General features: G+C 60.8%; 10 protein-coding genes. 5 read left to right on the top strand and 5 right to left on the bottom strand.

Annotated elements, in window-relative coordinates:
• Window positions 1-9 precede the first annotated feature (9 nt).
• On the bottom strand, window positions 10-1,221 hold the full coding sequence (locus AC1RDQ_RS20415) for a CmpA/NrtA family ABC transporter substrate-binding protein (RefSeq protein ID WP_492587980.1): 1,212 nt from the start codon (window positions 1,219-1,221) through the stop codon (window positions 10-12).
• 228 nt (window positions 1,222-1,449) lie between these two features.
• Between AC1RDQ_RS20415 and AC1RDQ_RS20410 the strand changes: the two genes are divergently transcribed.
• On the top strand, window positions 1,450-2,469 hold the full coding sequence (locus tag AC1RDQ_RS20410; protein WP_090454050.1) for a quinone-dependent dihydroorotate dehydrogenase: 1,020 nt from the start codon (window positions 1,450-1,452) through the stop codon (window positions 2,467-2,469).
• A 285-nt stretch (window positions 2,470-2,754) separates the two neighbouring features.
• Here the strand turns inward: AC1RDQ_RS20410 and rmf are convergent, their stop codons facing one another.
• A complete protein-coding gene (gene rmf, locus AC1RDQ_RS20405; RefSeq protein ID WP_003223300.1) occupies window positions 2,755-2,970 on the bottom strand; it encodes a ribosome modulation factor in 216 nt (71 codons plus the stop codon).
• A 530-nt stretch (window positions 2,971-3,500) separates the two neighbouring features.
• On the opposite strand from rmf, the gene rlmKL reads away from it, so the two are divergent.
• Both rlmKL and AC1RDQ_RS20395 read left to right on the top strand, forming a co-directional pair.
• Entirely contained in the window at window positions 3,501-5,771 is a 2,271-nt protein-coding gene (rlmKL, locus tag AC1RDQ_RS20400; protein WP_057715695.1) for a bifunctional 23S rRNA (guanine(2069)-N(7))-methyltransferase RlmK/23S rRNA (guanine(2445)-N(2))-methyltransferase RlmL, read from the top strand.
• A gap of 211 nt (window positions 5,772-5,982) precedes the next feature.
• Window positions 5,983-8,382: a sensor domain-containing diguanylate cyclase gene (locus AC1RDQ_RS20395; RefSeq protein WP_492587979.1), complete on the top strand. Its 2,400-nt coding sequence runs from the start codon at window positions 5,983-5,985 to the stop codon at window positions 8,380-8,382.
• A 138-nt stretch (window positions 8,383-8,520) separates the two neighbouring features.
• On the opposite strand, the gene dacB is transcribed toward AC1RDQ_RS20395, so the two are convergent.
• Window positions 8,521-9,981, bottom strand: a complete 1,461-nt coding sequence (dacB, locus tag AC1RDQ_RS20390; protein ID WP_057715692.1) for a D-alanyl-D-alanine carboxypeptidase/D-alanyl-D-alanine endopeptidase — start codon at window positions 9,979-9,981, stop codon at window positions 8,521-8,523.
• 235 nt (window positions 9,982-10,216) lie between these two features.
• Here dacB and AC1RDQ_RS20385 point away from each other — a divergent pair, with 235 nt between their 5' ends.
• A complete protein-coding gene (locus AC1RDQ_RS20385; protein WP_007971486.1) occupies window positions 10,217-10,561 on the top strand; it encodes a YggL family protein in 345 nt (114 codons plus the stop codon).
• 112 nt (window positions 10,562-10,673) lie between these two features.
• On the opposite strand, the gene AC1RDQ_RS20380 is transcribed toward AC1RDQ_RS20385, so the two are convergent.
• Complete coding sequence (locus tag AC1RDQ_RS20380; protein WP_407515276.1) at window positions 10,674-11,888, bottom strand: benzoate/H(+) symporter BenE family transporter; 1,215 nt, start codon at window positions 11,886-11,888, stop codon at window positions 10,674-10,676.
• A 355-nt stretch (window positions 11,889-12,243) separates the two neighbouring features.
• On the opposite strand from AC1RDQ_RS20380, the gene AC1RDQ_RS20375 reads away from it, so the two are divergent.
• Window positions 12,244-13,008 (top strand): GntR family transcriptional regulator, encoded by a 765-nt coding sequence (locus AC1RDQ_RS20375; RefSeq protein WP_007971481.1) that lies wholly within the window; start codon window positions 12,244-12,246, stop codon window positions 13,006-13,008.
• Window positions 13,009-13,180: 172 nt separating this feature from the next.
• Here the strand turns inward: AC1RDQ_RS20375 and guaD are convergent, their stop codons facing one another.
• Entirely contained in the window at window positions 13,181-14,485 is a 1,305-nt protein-coding gene (gene guaD, locus AC1RDQ_RS20370) for a guanine deaminase (RefSeq protein WP_218496748.1), read from the bottom strand.
• Window positions 14,486-14,487 lie beyond the last annotated feature (2 nt).

Here is a 14,487-nt window from a genome sequence, read left to right as displayed (position 1 = left end):
GGTCTCCTGTCAGCGGCTGGCGGATCGGTGCGAGCTGTCGCTCATGGCGTGCAGTTTGAAACTGCGGGCATAACCGGCCGGGTCCGAACCGTCCCAGGTCTTGCCGTCGATCAACTGACTGCTGCGCATCTCCTTGCCCCGTGCCGCGACACCTACAGCGCTGGCCGCTTCACGATACAAGTCTAGTTGCTGGACTTGACGGGCCACGGCGAGGTAATCCGGGTCGTCGCGCAACAAACCCCAGCGACGGAACTGGGTCATGAACCACATGCCATCGGACAGGTACGGCAGATTGACCTCGCCTTCACCATGGAAGCGCAGGGCGTGTGGGTCTTGCCAGCGATTGCCCAGACCATCGACATAGTCGCCCAGCAGGCGCGGCTCGATGCACTCCAGCGGCGCATCGAGGTATTGCGCTGCACTGAGCAATTGCGCGGTGCTGCGACGATTTTCGCTGCTTTCTTCGATGAAGCGACTGGCCTCCAGAATCGCCATCACCAACGCGCGGGCAGTGTTGGGGTATTGCTCGACGAAGGCGCGGGTGCAGCCCAGGACCTTTTCCGGATGATCGGGCCAGATGGTCTGGGTCGTCGCCAAGGTGAAGCCGAGGTCCTGTTGCACGGCGCTGGCGGACCAGGGTTCGCCGACGCAGAGCCCGTCGATACGCCCGGCCCGCAGGTGCGCGATCATTTGCGGCGGCGGCACCACCACGCTGTCGACATCCAGCAGCGGGTGAATGCCCTGGCTGGCGAGCCAGTAATACAACCACATGGCGTGGGTGCCGGTTGGAAACGTCTGGGCGAAGGTGAATTTTGAGCGAGTTTGGTGCACGTGCCGTTCCAGTGCTTCAGGACTGGTCACTCCAAGCGCTTGCAAACCACGGGACAGGTTGATGCTCTGGCCGTTCTGATTCAGGCCCATCAGCACGGCCATGTCGGTCGCGGCCACGCCACCGATGCCCAGGTGAACGGCGTAAACCAGACCGTAGAGGCAGTGGGCGGCATCGAGTTCGCCGCTGACCAGTTTGTCCCGCAGGTTGGCCCAGGACGACTGACGCTTGAGGTTCAGGGTCAAGCCATGGGGTTGGGCGAAGCCCTGGGTGGCGGCGACAACCACCGAGGCGCAGTCGCTCAGAGCCATGAAGCCGAGATTGATTTCGGTTTTTTCCGGGGCATCGCTGCCATTGACCCAGGCCAGAGGGCCGGCTGATGGTTCGTTCATCGCGTGTTCACCTTGCAAAAAAAACGTCGTCCCGAGTTCTTGCATGAGCAGGTCGGGGACGACGCCATTGTCTTTGCACACATTCGGTCGTTGGCATGGGTGCTGGTGCCCAGAGTGGTGCAAGGCATATGCCATTATCCGTTGATTTGATCACGCGCCTCGCTTGCCACCCCGTTGCCCGGCTATAATCGCCGCCTCAATTCGCCGCCAATCGAGTCAAATCCGCCCATGTACACCCTGGCCCGTCAGCTGTTGTTCAAACTCTCCCCGGAAACCTCCCACGATCTGTCCCTGGACCTGATCGGCGCGGGCGGGCGTCTTGGGCTCAACGGCTTGCTGTGCAAGGCCCCGGCGAAGACGCCGGTGAATGTCATGGGCCTGGACTTCCCGAATCCGGTGGGGCTGGCCGCCGGCCTGGACAAGAACGGCGCGGCCATCGATGGTTTCGCCCAACTGGGTTTCGGTTTTGTCGAAATCGGCACCATCACGCCGCGTCCGCAGCCGGGCAACCCGAAGCCGCGCCTGTTCCGTCTGCCGGAAGCCGAGGCGATCATCAATCGCATGGGGTTCAACAACCTCGGCGTCGATCACCTGCTGGCCCGCGTGGCGGCGGCCAAATACAAGGGCGTGCTGGGCATCAACATCGGCAAGAACTTCGATACGCCGGTCGAGCGTGCCGTGGACGACTACCTGATCTGCCTGGACAAGGTCTACGCCCACGCCAGCTATGTGACGGTCAACGTCAGCTCGCCGAACACGCCGGGCCTGCGCAGCCTGCAATTCGGTGACTCGCTCAAGCAGTTGCTGGCCGATCTGGCCGAGCGCCGCGCGGAATTGGCATTGCGTCATGGCAAACATGTACCGCTGGCGATCAAGATCGCGCCGGACATGAGCGACGAAGAAACCGCACAAGTTGCGCAAGCGCTGATCGAAACCGGGATGGATGCGGTCATTGCGACTAACACCACCCTGAGCCGTGTAGGCGTCGAAGGCATGGAGCACGGCGAAGAAGCCGGTGGTCTGTCCGGCGCGCCGGTTCGCGACAAGAGCACCCACACCGTGAAAGTGCTGGCATCGGAGCTGGGTGGTCGGCTGCCGATCATCGCTGCCGGCGGTATTACCGAAGGCAAGCACGCAGCGGAGAAAATCACCGCGGGCGCGAGCCTGGTGCAGATCTACTCGGGCTTCATCTACAAAGGCCCGGCGCTGATTCGTGAGTCCGTAGACGCAATCGCAGCCCTACGCTAGCGAGCTTTTGTGGCGAGGGGGCTTGCCCCCGTTCGGCTGCGAAGCAGCCGCAATTCCGGCCACTGTGTTTTACCGGTGTCACCGAGTCGATTGGTTTCGGGGCCGCTTCGCGACCCAACGGGGGCAAGCCCCCTCGCCACAAGGGTATCGTCGCTGAATGTGAAGCAGGCATAAAAAAGGGCCCCTTTAAAGGAGCCCCTGGGCCGGAGCCCGCCGTCCGGATGGGACGTGCATGGTTAATTCAGTACAAATCAGATTGTCGTGTCGGAGTGTTCTGCCCTGTAATTAGCCGACGGCGTGAAGTTCGTTGAGTCTGTGGATTCCCGCAGTGCCGGTCATACCGTCCCAGTTGTCGCCGCGTCCTTCTCGCCAGCCGTTAATCCAGGCTTGACGTACCGACGGTAGAGTAAATGGGCAAAGCTCACGGGATTTACCACCAACGCCATATTGATATCCGCGCAAAAATGCTCTTTCCAACGGATCACGCTTAAGTCTTCTCATAGGGTGTTGCCCTCACTTGTTGACTGTATTTATCGCGTCGACCTCTATTGAGGTCTGGCAGAAAAACTCTGCCGTTGGGGGCTCGTTGCCGGCGTGACGAGCCAAGGTGTTGGCGTCATTGCGGCGCCAACCTGTATTGAGTTCTAACCAATGCGTCACATCGAGGGAATGATCGTTTTGTCATAAGGACGTAACCGTTCATGTGCTAACGCCATAAGTAACAGAGCGTTTGTAGCGTATTTATTGGCCAAACCCCGGTATGATCGGCTCTGCGCTGGATGATGGGCTTAATCCTTTAGTGAGAATGGCTCCCGTTGCCGGGAAGCACTATTCGACGAAGGGTCGACTTATGACATTTTGTTGCATCAACTTTTTTATCTGTCCTTGCATCTAAGCTCATTTAACCCGAGCAGCAGGGGTGGAACGGCACACCTTCGTGCCACGCGGGCGCTCTTCGAGAAAAGCGCCTGATTGAAAACCGGACCGGCAATGCGTTGCCCGGTCACTTAGCTAAAGGTTCTGGAATTCCCATGTCCGATCGTTTCGAACTCTTCCTCACTTGCCCAAAAGGCCTTGAAGGCCTGCTCATCGAGGAAGCCGTCGGGCTTGGCCTTGAGGAAGCGCGGGAGCACACCTCTGCCGTACGCGGCATGGCCACCATGGAAACCGCTTATCGCCTGTGCCTGTGGTCGCGCCTGGCCAACCGCGTGCTGCTGGTGCTCAAGCGTTTCCAAATGAAGGACGCCGAAGACCTGTACCACGGCGTGCTGGACATCGAGTGGCAAGACCACATGCTCAATGACGGCACCCTGGCCGTCGAATTCAGCGGCCATGGCTCAGGTATCGACAACACCCACTTCGGCGCGCTGAAGGTCAAGGATGCCATCGTCGACAAACTGCGCACCCCGCAAGGCGACCGTCCGTCCATCGACAAGCTCAACCCGGACCTGCGCATTCACCTGCGCCTGGATCGTGGCGAAGCCATTCTGTCTCTTGACCTGTCCGGTCACAGCCTGCACCAGCGCGGCTATCGCTTGCAGCAAGGTGCGGCGCCGCTCAAGGAAAACCTCGCGGCCGCCATCCTGATCCGATCCGGCTGGCCCCGTATCGCGGCCGAAGGCGGCGCTCTGGCCGACCCGATGTGCGGCGTCGGCACGTTCCTGGTGGAAGCCGCCATGATCGCCGCCGACATGGCGCCGAACCTGCGTCGCGAGCAGTGGGGCTTCACCGCCTGGCTCGGTCACGTACCGGCGCTGTGGAAAAAACTCCACGAAGAAGCCACCGAACGCGCCGCGGCCGGCCTGGCCAAGCCGCCGCTGTGGATTCGCGGTTACGAAGCCGACCCGCGCCTGATTCAACCGGGCCGCAACAACGTCGAGCGTGCCGGCCTCAGTGAGTGGATCAAGATTTACCAGGGCGAAGTCGCGACCTTCGAGCCGCGTCCGGACCAGAACCAGAAAGGCCTGGTGATCTGCAACCCACCATACGGCGAGCGTCTGGGCGACGAGGCGAGCCTGCTCTACCTCTACCAGAACCTTGGCGAACGCCTGCGTCAGGCTTGCCTCAACTGGGAAGCCGCGGTGTTCACCGGCGCCCCGGACCTGGGCAAGCGCATGGGTATCCGCAGCCACAAGCAGTATTCGTTCTGGAACGGCGCCTTGCCGTGCAAGCTGTTGCTGATCAAGGTGTTGCCGGATCAATTCGTCACCGGCGAGCGTCGTACTCCGGAGCAGCGCCAGGTCGAGCGCGAGCAAGCCGCCTACGATCAGGCGCCGAACGAACCGCAGGAACGCAAGTTCAACAAAAACGGCAACCCGATCAAACCGGCGCCGGCACCGGCTCCAGTGGTCGAGCAGCCGCGCCTGAGCGAAGGCGGGCAGATGTTCGCCAACCGCCTGCAAAAGAACCTCAAGGCCCTGGGCAAGTGGGTCAAGCGTGAAGGCATCGACTGCTACCGCGTGTACGATGCCGACATGCCAGAATACTCCATGGCCATCGACCTGTATCACGATTGGGTGCATGTCCAGGAGTACGTCGCGCCGAAATCAATCGATCCGGAAAAGGCTTCGGCCCGCATGTTCGATGCCCTGGCAGCCATCCCGCAGGCGTTGAACATCGACAAGAGCCGTGTGGTGGTCAAGCGCCGCGAGCGCCAGAGCGGCACCAAGCAGTACGAGCGCCAGGCGGCACAGGGCAAGTTCGTCGAGGTCAATGAGGGTGGCGTGAAGCTGCTGGTGAACCTCACCGACTACCTCGACACCGGTCTGTTCCTCGACCACCGGCCGATGCGCATGCGTATCCAGAAAGAGGCGGCCGGCAAGCGCTTCCTCAATCTGTTCTGCTACACCGCGACGGCCAGTGTGCATGCGGCCAAGGGCGGCGCGCGCAGCACCACCAGTGTCGACTTGTCGAAAACCTATCTGGACTGGGCGCGTCGCAACCTGTCGTTGAACGGTTTCTCCGACAAGAACCGCCTGGAGCAGGGTGATGTGATGGCGTGGCTCGAAGCCAGTCGTGACGAGTACGACATGATCTTCATCGACCCGCCGACGTTCTCCAACTCCAAGCGCATGGAAGGTGTCTTCGACGTGCAGCGCGACCAGGTGCAACTGATCGACCTGGCCATGGCGCGACTGGCGCCCGGCGGCGTGTTGTACTTCTCCAACAACTTCCGCAAGTTTGAACTGGAAGCCAATCTCGGCGAGCGTTATGCAGTCGAGGAGATCACCGCCCAGACCATCGATCCGGATTTTGCCCGCAACGCCAAGATCCATCGCGCCTGGAAAATCACGGCTCGTTGATAGCTGTGCTGATTCACTGTAGGAGCGAGCCTGCTCGCGATGAACCCGAAAGCGCCGCGTGTATTCAGAAAGCACGCGTTATCGTTATCGACTATCGCGAGCAAGCTCGCTCCTACAGGGTTTCAGTGCTGGTCAAATTAGTGGCTAATAGCTATAACTCAGTTCATGGCCAAAGGGCTTCTCCGCACCTGGCGTTTTGAGTTTGCGTTTTATGTCGTTGCACGCCGTGCGCCCCAGGATCCTGGGAATAATCAGCGAAGATGCCTCGGCCTGGTTGGTCGCGCTGCTGGTATTGCTGGTTGGCGGGGTGCTCACCGGGTTGCTGGCGTGGTCGACGCTGAATCTGTTTCACCATCAATTGCGGCAACGTTTCCAACTGCTGGCCAGTGAACGTTACAGCCGTATCGAAGAGCGTTTCGAAGATCAGGAGCAGCGCCTCGACGGCCTGCGCCGGTTTTTCGCCAATTCCGATTCGGTGTCTCGAGCGGAATTCGACGGCTACACCCTACCTTTGCTGCTGCGAACCCAAGCGTATTCCTATGCCCAGCGGGTCACTCGTGACGAGCGGGCGGCGTTCGAGCGTCGGGTGCGAGACGAGGGCTTGAACAACTTCACCCTGAGGGAGCTCAACGCCGACGGCCAATTGCAACTGGCCAGCGAGCGAGATGAGTACGTGGCGGTGCTGTACAGCCAGACGCAAAGCAAACTCGGCGCTCCTTTCGGTTACGACTTGCTGGCTCAGCCGCTGCGGCGTGCCACGCTCGCTCGGGCCGATCAGCGTGGCGGTATGGCGGTATCACAACCGATGCATCTGGTGAGTATCGAACCGGCTTATGCGCGCGGCGTGCTGCTGGTCGCGCCGCTCATGCAGCGCAACAGTCAGGACCGCAAATCCACGAAGCCCTACGGTTATGTCATGGCCGTGATCAGCATGCGCCAGTTGTTGGCGGACGGACTGCCGGACGCCAGCCATGACTATCTCTCGGTGCGCATCCTCGATTTGTCGATCGATGACCAGCACGAGGTGCTGTTCGAGTCACCCAACCCGCCAGCCATCAGCGAGCTGTCGGCCACGCGCCTGTTGCGCATGGCCGACCATGACTATCAAGTCGATATCCAGCCCAGCGATGCGTTCGTGAAGGCCAATCATTCCTCCGTGACCAGTGTGGTGGTGTTGGGTGGAATGCTCAGCGTGATGCTCAGTGCCTTGCTGTATGTGTTGGTCAGCCAGCGGCAGCGGGCGTTGAAAATGGTCGAGCAACGCACCCGGGAGCTACGGGATCGAGAGCAGGAGCTGCGCGGCACCCATGGTCAGTTGCGTGGTGTGCTGAATGCCGCCACCCAGGTCGCGATCATCGCCACCGACCTGCGCGGTGTCATCAGCACCTTCAACGCCGGTGCTGAGCAGATGCTTGGCTATACCAGTGCCGAGGTGGTGGGGCATATGACCCTGGAGAGCCTGCACCTGCCCCGGGAGCTGGTCGCTCGCTCGGCAGAGTTGAGCGCACGCTATGGTAAACCGGTGCCGACCTGCCAGGCGATGCTGGTCGAAGGCGACGCGCAGGGCAGCCACGAGGCGCGGGAGTGGACGCTGGTACGTGGCGATGGCAGCCATTTGATCGTCAACATGCTCGCCACGCCAGTGCTCGACGAGCAAGGCCTGTGGGTCGGGCACCTGGCGGTGTGCATAGACATCACCGAACGCAAGCGGGTCCATGAGGCGCTCGCGGCGCGGGATCTGTTGTTGAAGAAACTCAGCGCCCACGTGCCCGGTGGCATCTACCAGTTCAAGATGGAGTTCGACGGGCGTTTCAGCGTGATCTACGCCAGCGACGGCATTCGCGAGATCTACGAGCTGGAACCTGACGTGCTGCTGCTCAATGCCGAAGCGATCTTCACCCGGATTCACCCCCAGGACAGCACCCGTGTCCGTGCCTCGATCCGCGCCTCGGCCGACACCCTCAGCCCCTGGCGCGAGGAATACCGCGTGCAATTGCCGCAACGGGGTCTGCGTTGGGTGCGTGGCGAGGCCACGCCAGAGGAACTGCCCGGTGGCGGTGTGCTGTGGCACGGCTACATCTCAGACATTTCCGATAGGAAGCGGGTGGAAGAAGAGTTGCGCGCGTTGTCGGTCACCGATTCCCTGACCGGTATCCATAACCGGCGTTATTTCCAGGAGCGCTTGACCATCGAAATGGCCCGGGTGGAGCGTGGCGGTGGGGATCTGTCGGTGATCATGCTCGATATCGACCATTTCAAGCGCATCAATGACCTGCATGGTCATGCCATCGGTGATCGGGTGTTGCAGGCCGTGTGCCAACGGATCGGCCACCGGCTGCGTCGCACCGATGTGTTCTGCCGCTTGGGCGGTGAGGAGTTCATGGTGCTGTGCCCGGATATCAGCGGCGAACAGGCCTATATGTTGGCCCAGCAATTGTGGCAAGGCCTGCGCAGTTCACCGATTGAAGGTGTCGGTACGGTCACTGCCAGTTTCGGGATTGCCAGTTGGCGAGTCGGGGAGGGCGCCGATGCTTTGCTGTTGCGCGCGGATTCCGGGGTTTACGCGGCGAAGCAGGCAGGAAGGGATCGGGTAGAGGGGGAGATGAGTTAACCCGGGTTGTACGCAGACCCTGTGGGAGCGAGCTTGCTCGCGATAGCGGTTTTACATTCAACATTGATGCTGACTGTCATGCCGCCATCGCGAGCAAGCTCGCTCCCACAGTAGATCTCTGGAGCTTTCTAGATTCGGTTACAACACCGACGCCGTTTGCGGCGTTTTCGGTTGGCGGTACAGATCCAGCAGCACCTGATCGAGCACCGACGAGGCGCCGAACGGGGCCTTGTCGTTGAGGATCGCCACCACCGCCCAGGTGTTGCCGTTGACGTCGCGACTGAAACCGGCGATCGCCCGCACGGTGTTCAGGGTGCCGGTCTTGACGTGGGCTTCACCGCGCATCGCAGTGGTCTTCAGGCGTTTGCGCATGGTGCCGTCGGTGCCGGCGATCGGCATCGAACTGATGTATTCGGCGGAATACGGACTGTGCCAGGCAGCTTCCAGCATCGAGGCCATTTCTCGGGCGCTGACTCGCTCGGCACGGGACAGGCCGGAGCCGTTCTCCATCACCAGGTGCGGCGCGGTGATGCCCTTTTTCGCCAGCCACTGACGCACGACACGCTGGGCAGCCTTGGCGTCGTCACCATCGGCATCGGTGCGGAAACGTTGGCCCAGGCTCAGGAACAACTGCTGGGCCATGGTGTTGTTACTGTACTTGTTGATGTCGCGGATGATTTCCGCCAGGTCTGGCGAGAACGCCCGGGCCAGGACCTTGGCGTCTTTCGGTGTTGGCGCCAGCACATCCCTGCCCTGAATGCTGCCACCCAGCTCCTTCCAGATCGCGCGGACGGCGCCGGCGGTGTAGGTCGCGTGGTCGAGCAGCGACAGGTAAGTCTGTGAGCTGCAGCCTTCACCCAGTTGGCCGCCGACCGTCACGGTCACGCTGCCGTCGGCCTGAGCCACCGGGTTGTAGCGCACGCCACCGGTGCATTGCTTGGAGTTGAGGGCCTTGACCTGGTTGTCGATGCGGATGCTCGCAATCGGCGGCTCCACCGAGACCAGCACCTTGCCCGAGTCATTGCGCGCGACGAAGCGCAGCGCCTTGAGGTTGACCAGCAGCGAGTCGGGCTTGACCAGGAACGGCTTGTTATCATCGTTGCCGTCGTCATTGAACTCCGGCAGTTGCGGTTGCACGAAGAAGGTTTTATCCAGCACCAGGTCGCCGGTGACCTGGGTCACGCCGTTGGCGCGCAGGTCGCGCATCAGCAGCCAGAGTTTTTCCATGTTCAGCTTCGGATCGCCGCCACCCTTGAGGTAGAGGTTGCCGTTGAGAATGCCGCCACTGAGGGTGCCGTCGGTGTAGAACTCGGTTTTCCACTGGTGGTTCGGGCCGAGCATTTCCAGCGCCGCGTAGGTGGTGACCAGTTTCATGGTCGATGCCGGGTTGACCGACACGTCGGCGTTGAACACCGTCGGGGTGCCGGGGCCGGTGAGGGGGATCATCACCAGCGACAGGGCGTTGTCCTGCAGTTTGCTGGCTTTCAGGGCTTTTTCAACGTTGGGCGACAACGCGGTATTGATTGGAGCGGCGGAAACGGCGAGGGCCAGTGGGAGAAGAAAACCGGCCAACAGCAAAGGACGCAAAGATTTGATCATCTGAAATAAAACCCTACAGCCGAGGGGGAAATATAAAGAGGGCATGGAGATAAATTCCCTCAATGGTCATGAAAGTGTCGGCATTATGCCCCAAGGTGTCACGGCTTGTGCCGTGCGCGAGCATCCTGATCGGCTATTTTTTTACCGACGGTAGGCGTGGTGGCCCAGAGAGTCAGGCAATCGGCGGCTTAAACTGCTAAAGTGCCGCCCGTTATTACTTAAGAGGATTGTTCCAATGGCGACTAACCGTTCCCAGCGTCTGCGCAAAAAACTGTGCGTCGATGAATTTCAAGAGCTGGGTTTCGAACTGAACCTGGATTTCAAAGAAGATTTGGCTGATGAAGCCATTGATGCTTTCCTCGACGCGTTCCTCAAAGAAGCCATGGAAGCCAACGGTCTGGGCTATGTTGGCGGCGACGACTACGGTCTGGTTTGCCTGCAGAAGCGTGGCTCGGTCAGCGCTGAACAGCGCGCTGCCGTTGAAGCCTGGCTCAAAGGCCGCACCGAGCTGACCAGCGTTGAAGTCAGCCCGCTGCTGGACGTCTGGTACCCGGAAAAGCCGATCAATCCGGTAGCTTGATGTTCTGAAAAAAACGGCGACCCAAGGGTCGCCGTTTTTTTTTGCTTTTTTTGCAGGAGCGAGCTTGCTCGCGATGAACCTGAGAGCGCCGTGGGGTCTCAGGTTCCCGGCGTTATCGTTGACGACCATCGCGAGCAAGCTCGCTCCTACAGTTCAGGATCAGCAGCGTCACCACCCCCGCGACAATCCCCCAGAACGCCGAACCGATGGAAAACAGCGTCAGCCCCGATGCGGTGACCATGAAGGTGATCAGCGCCGCTTCACGTTCCTTCACTTCGCTCATGGCGATGCTCAAGCCATTGATGATCGAGCCGAACAGCGCCAGCGCCGCAATCGACAGCACCAGTTCCTTGGGCAGCGCGGCAAACAATGCCGCGAGCGTCGCGCCGAACACGCCGGCAATCCCGTAGAAGATCCCGCACCAGACCGCCGCGGTGTAGCGCTTGTTACGGTCTTCATGGGCGTGCGGACCGGTGCAGATCGCTGCGCTGATCGCCGCCAGGTTGATCCCGTGGGAACCGAACGGTGCCAACAGTAAACTGGCGATGCCGGTGGTGGTGATCAGCGGCGAGGCGGGTACCGTGTAACCATCGGCGCGCAATACGGCGATGCCGGGCATGTTTTGTGAGGTCATGGCGACGACAAACAGCGGGATGCCGATGCTGATGGTCGCGGCCAGGGAGAAATGCGGTGTGGTCCAGACCGGCGTGGCCACTTCCAGGTGGAAGCCGCTGAAGTCCAGTAACCCCATGAAGCCTGACAATGCCGTGCCGATCAGCAATGCCGCCAACACCGCATAGCGCGGCGACAGGCGCTTGACCACCAGATAAGTGACGAACATCCCCAGTACCAGGGCAGTGCGGTGTTGCGCTGCGACGAAAATCTCGCTGCCGATCTTGAACAGGATCCCCGCCAGCAGGGCGGCGGCCAGGGATGCCGGAATCTTTTTCACCAGTCGTTCGAAGCTGCCGGTCAGCCCGCAAATCGTCACCAGCACCGCGCAGGTAATATAGGCACCAATGGCTTCGCCGTAGCTCACGCCGCCCAGGCTGGTGATCAGCAGCGCTGCGCCCGGGGTCGACCAGGCAATGGTGATCGGCGTGCGATAACGCAAGGACAGGCCGATGGAGCACACCGCCATGCCGATGGAAATCGCCCAGATCCACGAAGAAATCTGCCCGCTGCTCAGGCCCGCCGCTTGCCCGGCCTGGAACATCAGCACCAGGGAGCTGGTGTAGCCGGTCATCATGGCGATGAAGCCGGCGACGATGGCCGAGGGCGAGGTGTCGGCCAACGGGCGGATTTGCGTGTGGGTGGCGTCGTTCATGACGGCGGTGTTCCTTTTACAGATGAAGATGTCCGCTGCAACACGAACTCTGTGGGAGCGAGCTTGCTCGCGATAACGGTGGATCAGCCAACAGAAGTGCTGAATGTGACGCCGCCATCGCGAGCAAGCTCGCTCCCACAGGGATCGCGTTACAAAGGCGGATTCTGCGAACAAGCCTAAACTCAAAAGTAACCAGACGTTGCAATACAGCCGAGGCAACATTCAGCCGTACAGTCGTGTTGCCACCCTCCATTGTGTACAATCGCAGTGTTTTTTACGCGATACTTGCCAGCGACCCACTGTGTCGTATTACAGTCACGGTCAATTCGCCGCAGTTCTTCCGACTCGAGTGCCCATGAACGAACAGTTGCAACCCCTAAAGAAACAACCGCGAGCAGGCAAAGCCGGCCGCAGCGGTACCCAGGACGATATTGTCTACGCGCATATCTTCGAGGCCATCCTCGAGCAGCGTCTGGCGCCCGGCACCAAGTTGAGCGAAGAAGCGCTGGGGGAAATTTTCGGGGTCAGCCGCACCATCATTCGCCGCGCCTTGTCGCGCCTGGCCCATGAAGGCGTGGTGCTGCTGCGTCCGAATCGCGGCGCCGTGGTCGCCAGCCCGAGCGTCGAAGAAGCCCGTCAGGTGTTCATGGCCCGCCGTCTGGTCGAGCGTGCGATCACCGAATTGGCGGTTCAGCACGCTACCGCCGAGCAGATTGCCGAGTTGCGCCAGATGGTCAACGATGAACGCGACAGCTTCTCGCGCGGTGATCGCGGTGCCGGTATCCGTCTGTCGGGCGAGTTTCACCTGAAACTGGCCGAAGCGGCGAAGAACGCCCCGTTGATTAGCTTCCAGCGCAGCCTGGTGTCCCAGACGTCGCTGATCATCGCCCAGTACGAAAGCGGCAACCGTTCCCATTGCTCCTACGACGAGCACACCCAGTTGATCGACGCCATCGAAAAGCGCGACGCTGAACTGGCGGTGAACCTGATGATGCATCACATGGATCACATCGACAGCAAACTCAACCTCGATGAGGAAAGTGCGTCGGATGATCTGCATGCGGTGTTCTCGCATTTGCTGCAGACCAAGAAGCCTGGGCGTTCGCCCGCGAAAATCTGACACCGCCCCCTGTAGGAGCGAGCCTGCTCGCGATGGTCGTTAACGATTACGCGGGGCATCTGAAAACCCGCGGCGCCCTTGAGTCCATCGCGAGCAGGCTCGCTCCTACAGAGGGTCAAAAAAATCCCCCGGAATCTGATGATCACGGGGGATTTTTTATGTCCGGAGAAATTTACCGCTGATGCACCAGATTCCCCGCTGCATAGGTCTGCTGCACGGTCCGGTCATCCCCCAGGGTCATCAACACAAACAATGTCTCGGCGATGTTATTGGCCTGCTTCAGGCGATAGCTCAGCAGCGGCGTGGCGTTGTAGTCCAGCACCAGGAAGTCGGCGTCGGTGCCCGGTTGCAGGTTGCCGATCTTGTCTTCCAGGCGCAATGCGCGGGCGCCGCCGAGGGTGGCCAGGTACAGCGACTTGAACGGGCTCAGGCGTGCACCTTGCAGTTGCATGACCTTGTAGGCTTCGTTGAGGGTTTGCAGCAGCGAGAAACTGGTGCCACCACCCACATCGGTGCCGATACCGACATTGAGCTTGTGCTTCTCGGCCATCGGCAGGTTGAACAGGCCGCTGCCGAGGAAGAAGTTCGAGGTCGGGCAGAACGAGATGGCCGAACCTGTTTCTGCCAGTCGCGCGCACTCGTCATCGCACAGGTGCACACCGTGGGCGAACACTGAGCGCTCGCCGAGCAACTGGTAGTGATCGTAGACGTCCAGGTAACCCTTGCGCTCCGGGAAAAGCGCCTTGACCCACTCGATTTCCTTGAGGTTTTCGCTGATGTGGGTCTGCATGTACAGATCCGGGTATTCGGTCAGCAGCTGGCCGGCCAGGGTTAGCTGTTCCGGGGTGCTGGTCGGTGCGAAGCGTGGGGTGACCGCGTAGTGCAGACGACCCTTGCCGTGCCAGCGCTCGATCAGCGCCTTGCTTTCCACATAGCTGGATTCGGCGGTGTCGGTCAGGTAGTCCGGGGCGTTGCGGTCCATCATCACCTTGCCGGCGATCATCCGCAGGTCGAGCTGCTGGGCCGCTTCGAAGAACGAGTTCACCGATTGCGGGTGCACGCTGCCGAATACCAGCGCAGTGGTGGTGCCGTTGCGCAGCAGTTCCTTGATGAAAATGTCCGCGACCTGGTCGGCGTGGGCCTTGTCGGCGAACTGGCTTTCGCACGGGAAGGTGTAGGTGTTGAGCCAGTCCAGCAGTTGCTCGCCATAGGCGCCGACCATGCCGGTTTGCGGCAGGTGGATGTGGGTGTCGATGAAGCCGGGGGTGATCAGTGCATCCTGGTAGTGGGTGATTTCGACGTCAGCCGGCAGGGTCGGCAGCAGTTCGCTGGCGTGACCGAGGGCGCTGATCTGGCCGTTATCCACAACCAGCAAGCCGTCTTCGAAATACTCGTAGGAGGCTTCGATGCCAACGACGGCTGGGTCGGCGATGCTGTGCAGGATGGCGGCGCGGTAGGCTTTGCGAGTCAGAGGCATGA

It is taken from the genome of Pseudomonas sp. GW823-FHT02E01 (genome assembly GCF_058797535.1).
Note: the sequence above shows the minus strand (reverse complement) of the source record. Positions and strands in the feature narration are given on the sequence as shown.

Excerpts from the sequence above, each read along its gene's own strand:
- AC1RDQ_RS20415 (WP_492587980.1), bottom strand. The coding sequence starts at position 1,221 with ATGAACGAACCATCAGCCGGCCCTCTGGCCTGGGTCAATGGCAGCGAT.
- AC1RDQ_RS20410 (WP_090454050.1), top strand. The coding sequence starts at position 1,450 with ATGTACACCCTGGCCCGTCAGCTGTTGTTCAAACTCTCCCCGGAAACC.
- AC1RDQ_RS20385 (WP_007971486.1), top strand. The coding sequence starts at position 10,217 with ATGGCGACTAACCGTTCCCAGCGTCTGCGCAAAAAACTGTGCGTCGAT.
- guaD (WP_218496748.1), bottom strand. The coding sequence starts at position 14,485 with ATGCCTCTGACTCGCAAAGCCTACCGCGCCGCCATCCTGCACAGCATC.
- AC1RDQ_RS20375 (WP_007971481.1), top strand. The coding sequence starts at position 12,244 with ATGAACGAACAGTTGCAACCCCTAAAGAAACAACCGCGAGCAGGCAAA.
- dacB (WP_057715692.1), bottom strand. The coding sequence starts at position 9,981 with ATGATCAAATCTTTGCGTCCTTTGCTGTTGGCCGGTTTTCTTCTCCCA.
- AC1RDQ_RS20380 (WP_407515276.1), bottom strand. The coding sequence starts at position 11,888 with ATGAACGACGCCACCCACACGCAAATCCGCCCGTTGGCCGACACCTCG.
- rlmKL (WP_057715695.1), top strand. The coding sequence starts at position 3,501 with ATGTCCGATCGTTTCGAACTCTTCCTCACTTGCCCAAAAGGCCTTGAA.
- AC1RDQ_RS20395 (WP_492587979.1), top strand. The coding sequence starts at position 5,983 with ATGTCGTTGCACGCCGTGCGCCCCAGGATCCTGGGAATAATCAGCGAA.
- rmf (WP_003223300.1), bottom strand. The coding sequence starts at position 2,970 with ATGAGAAGACTTAAGCGTGATCCGTTGGAAAGAGCATTTTTGCGCGGA.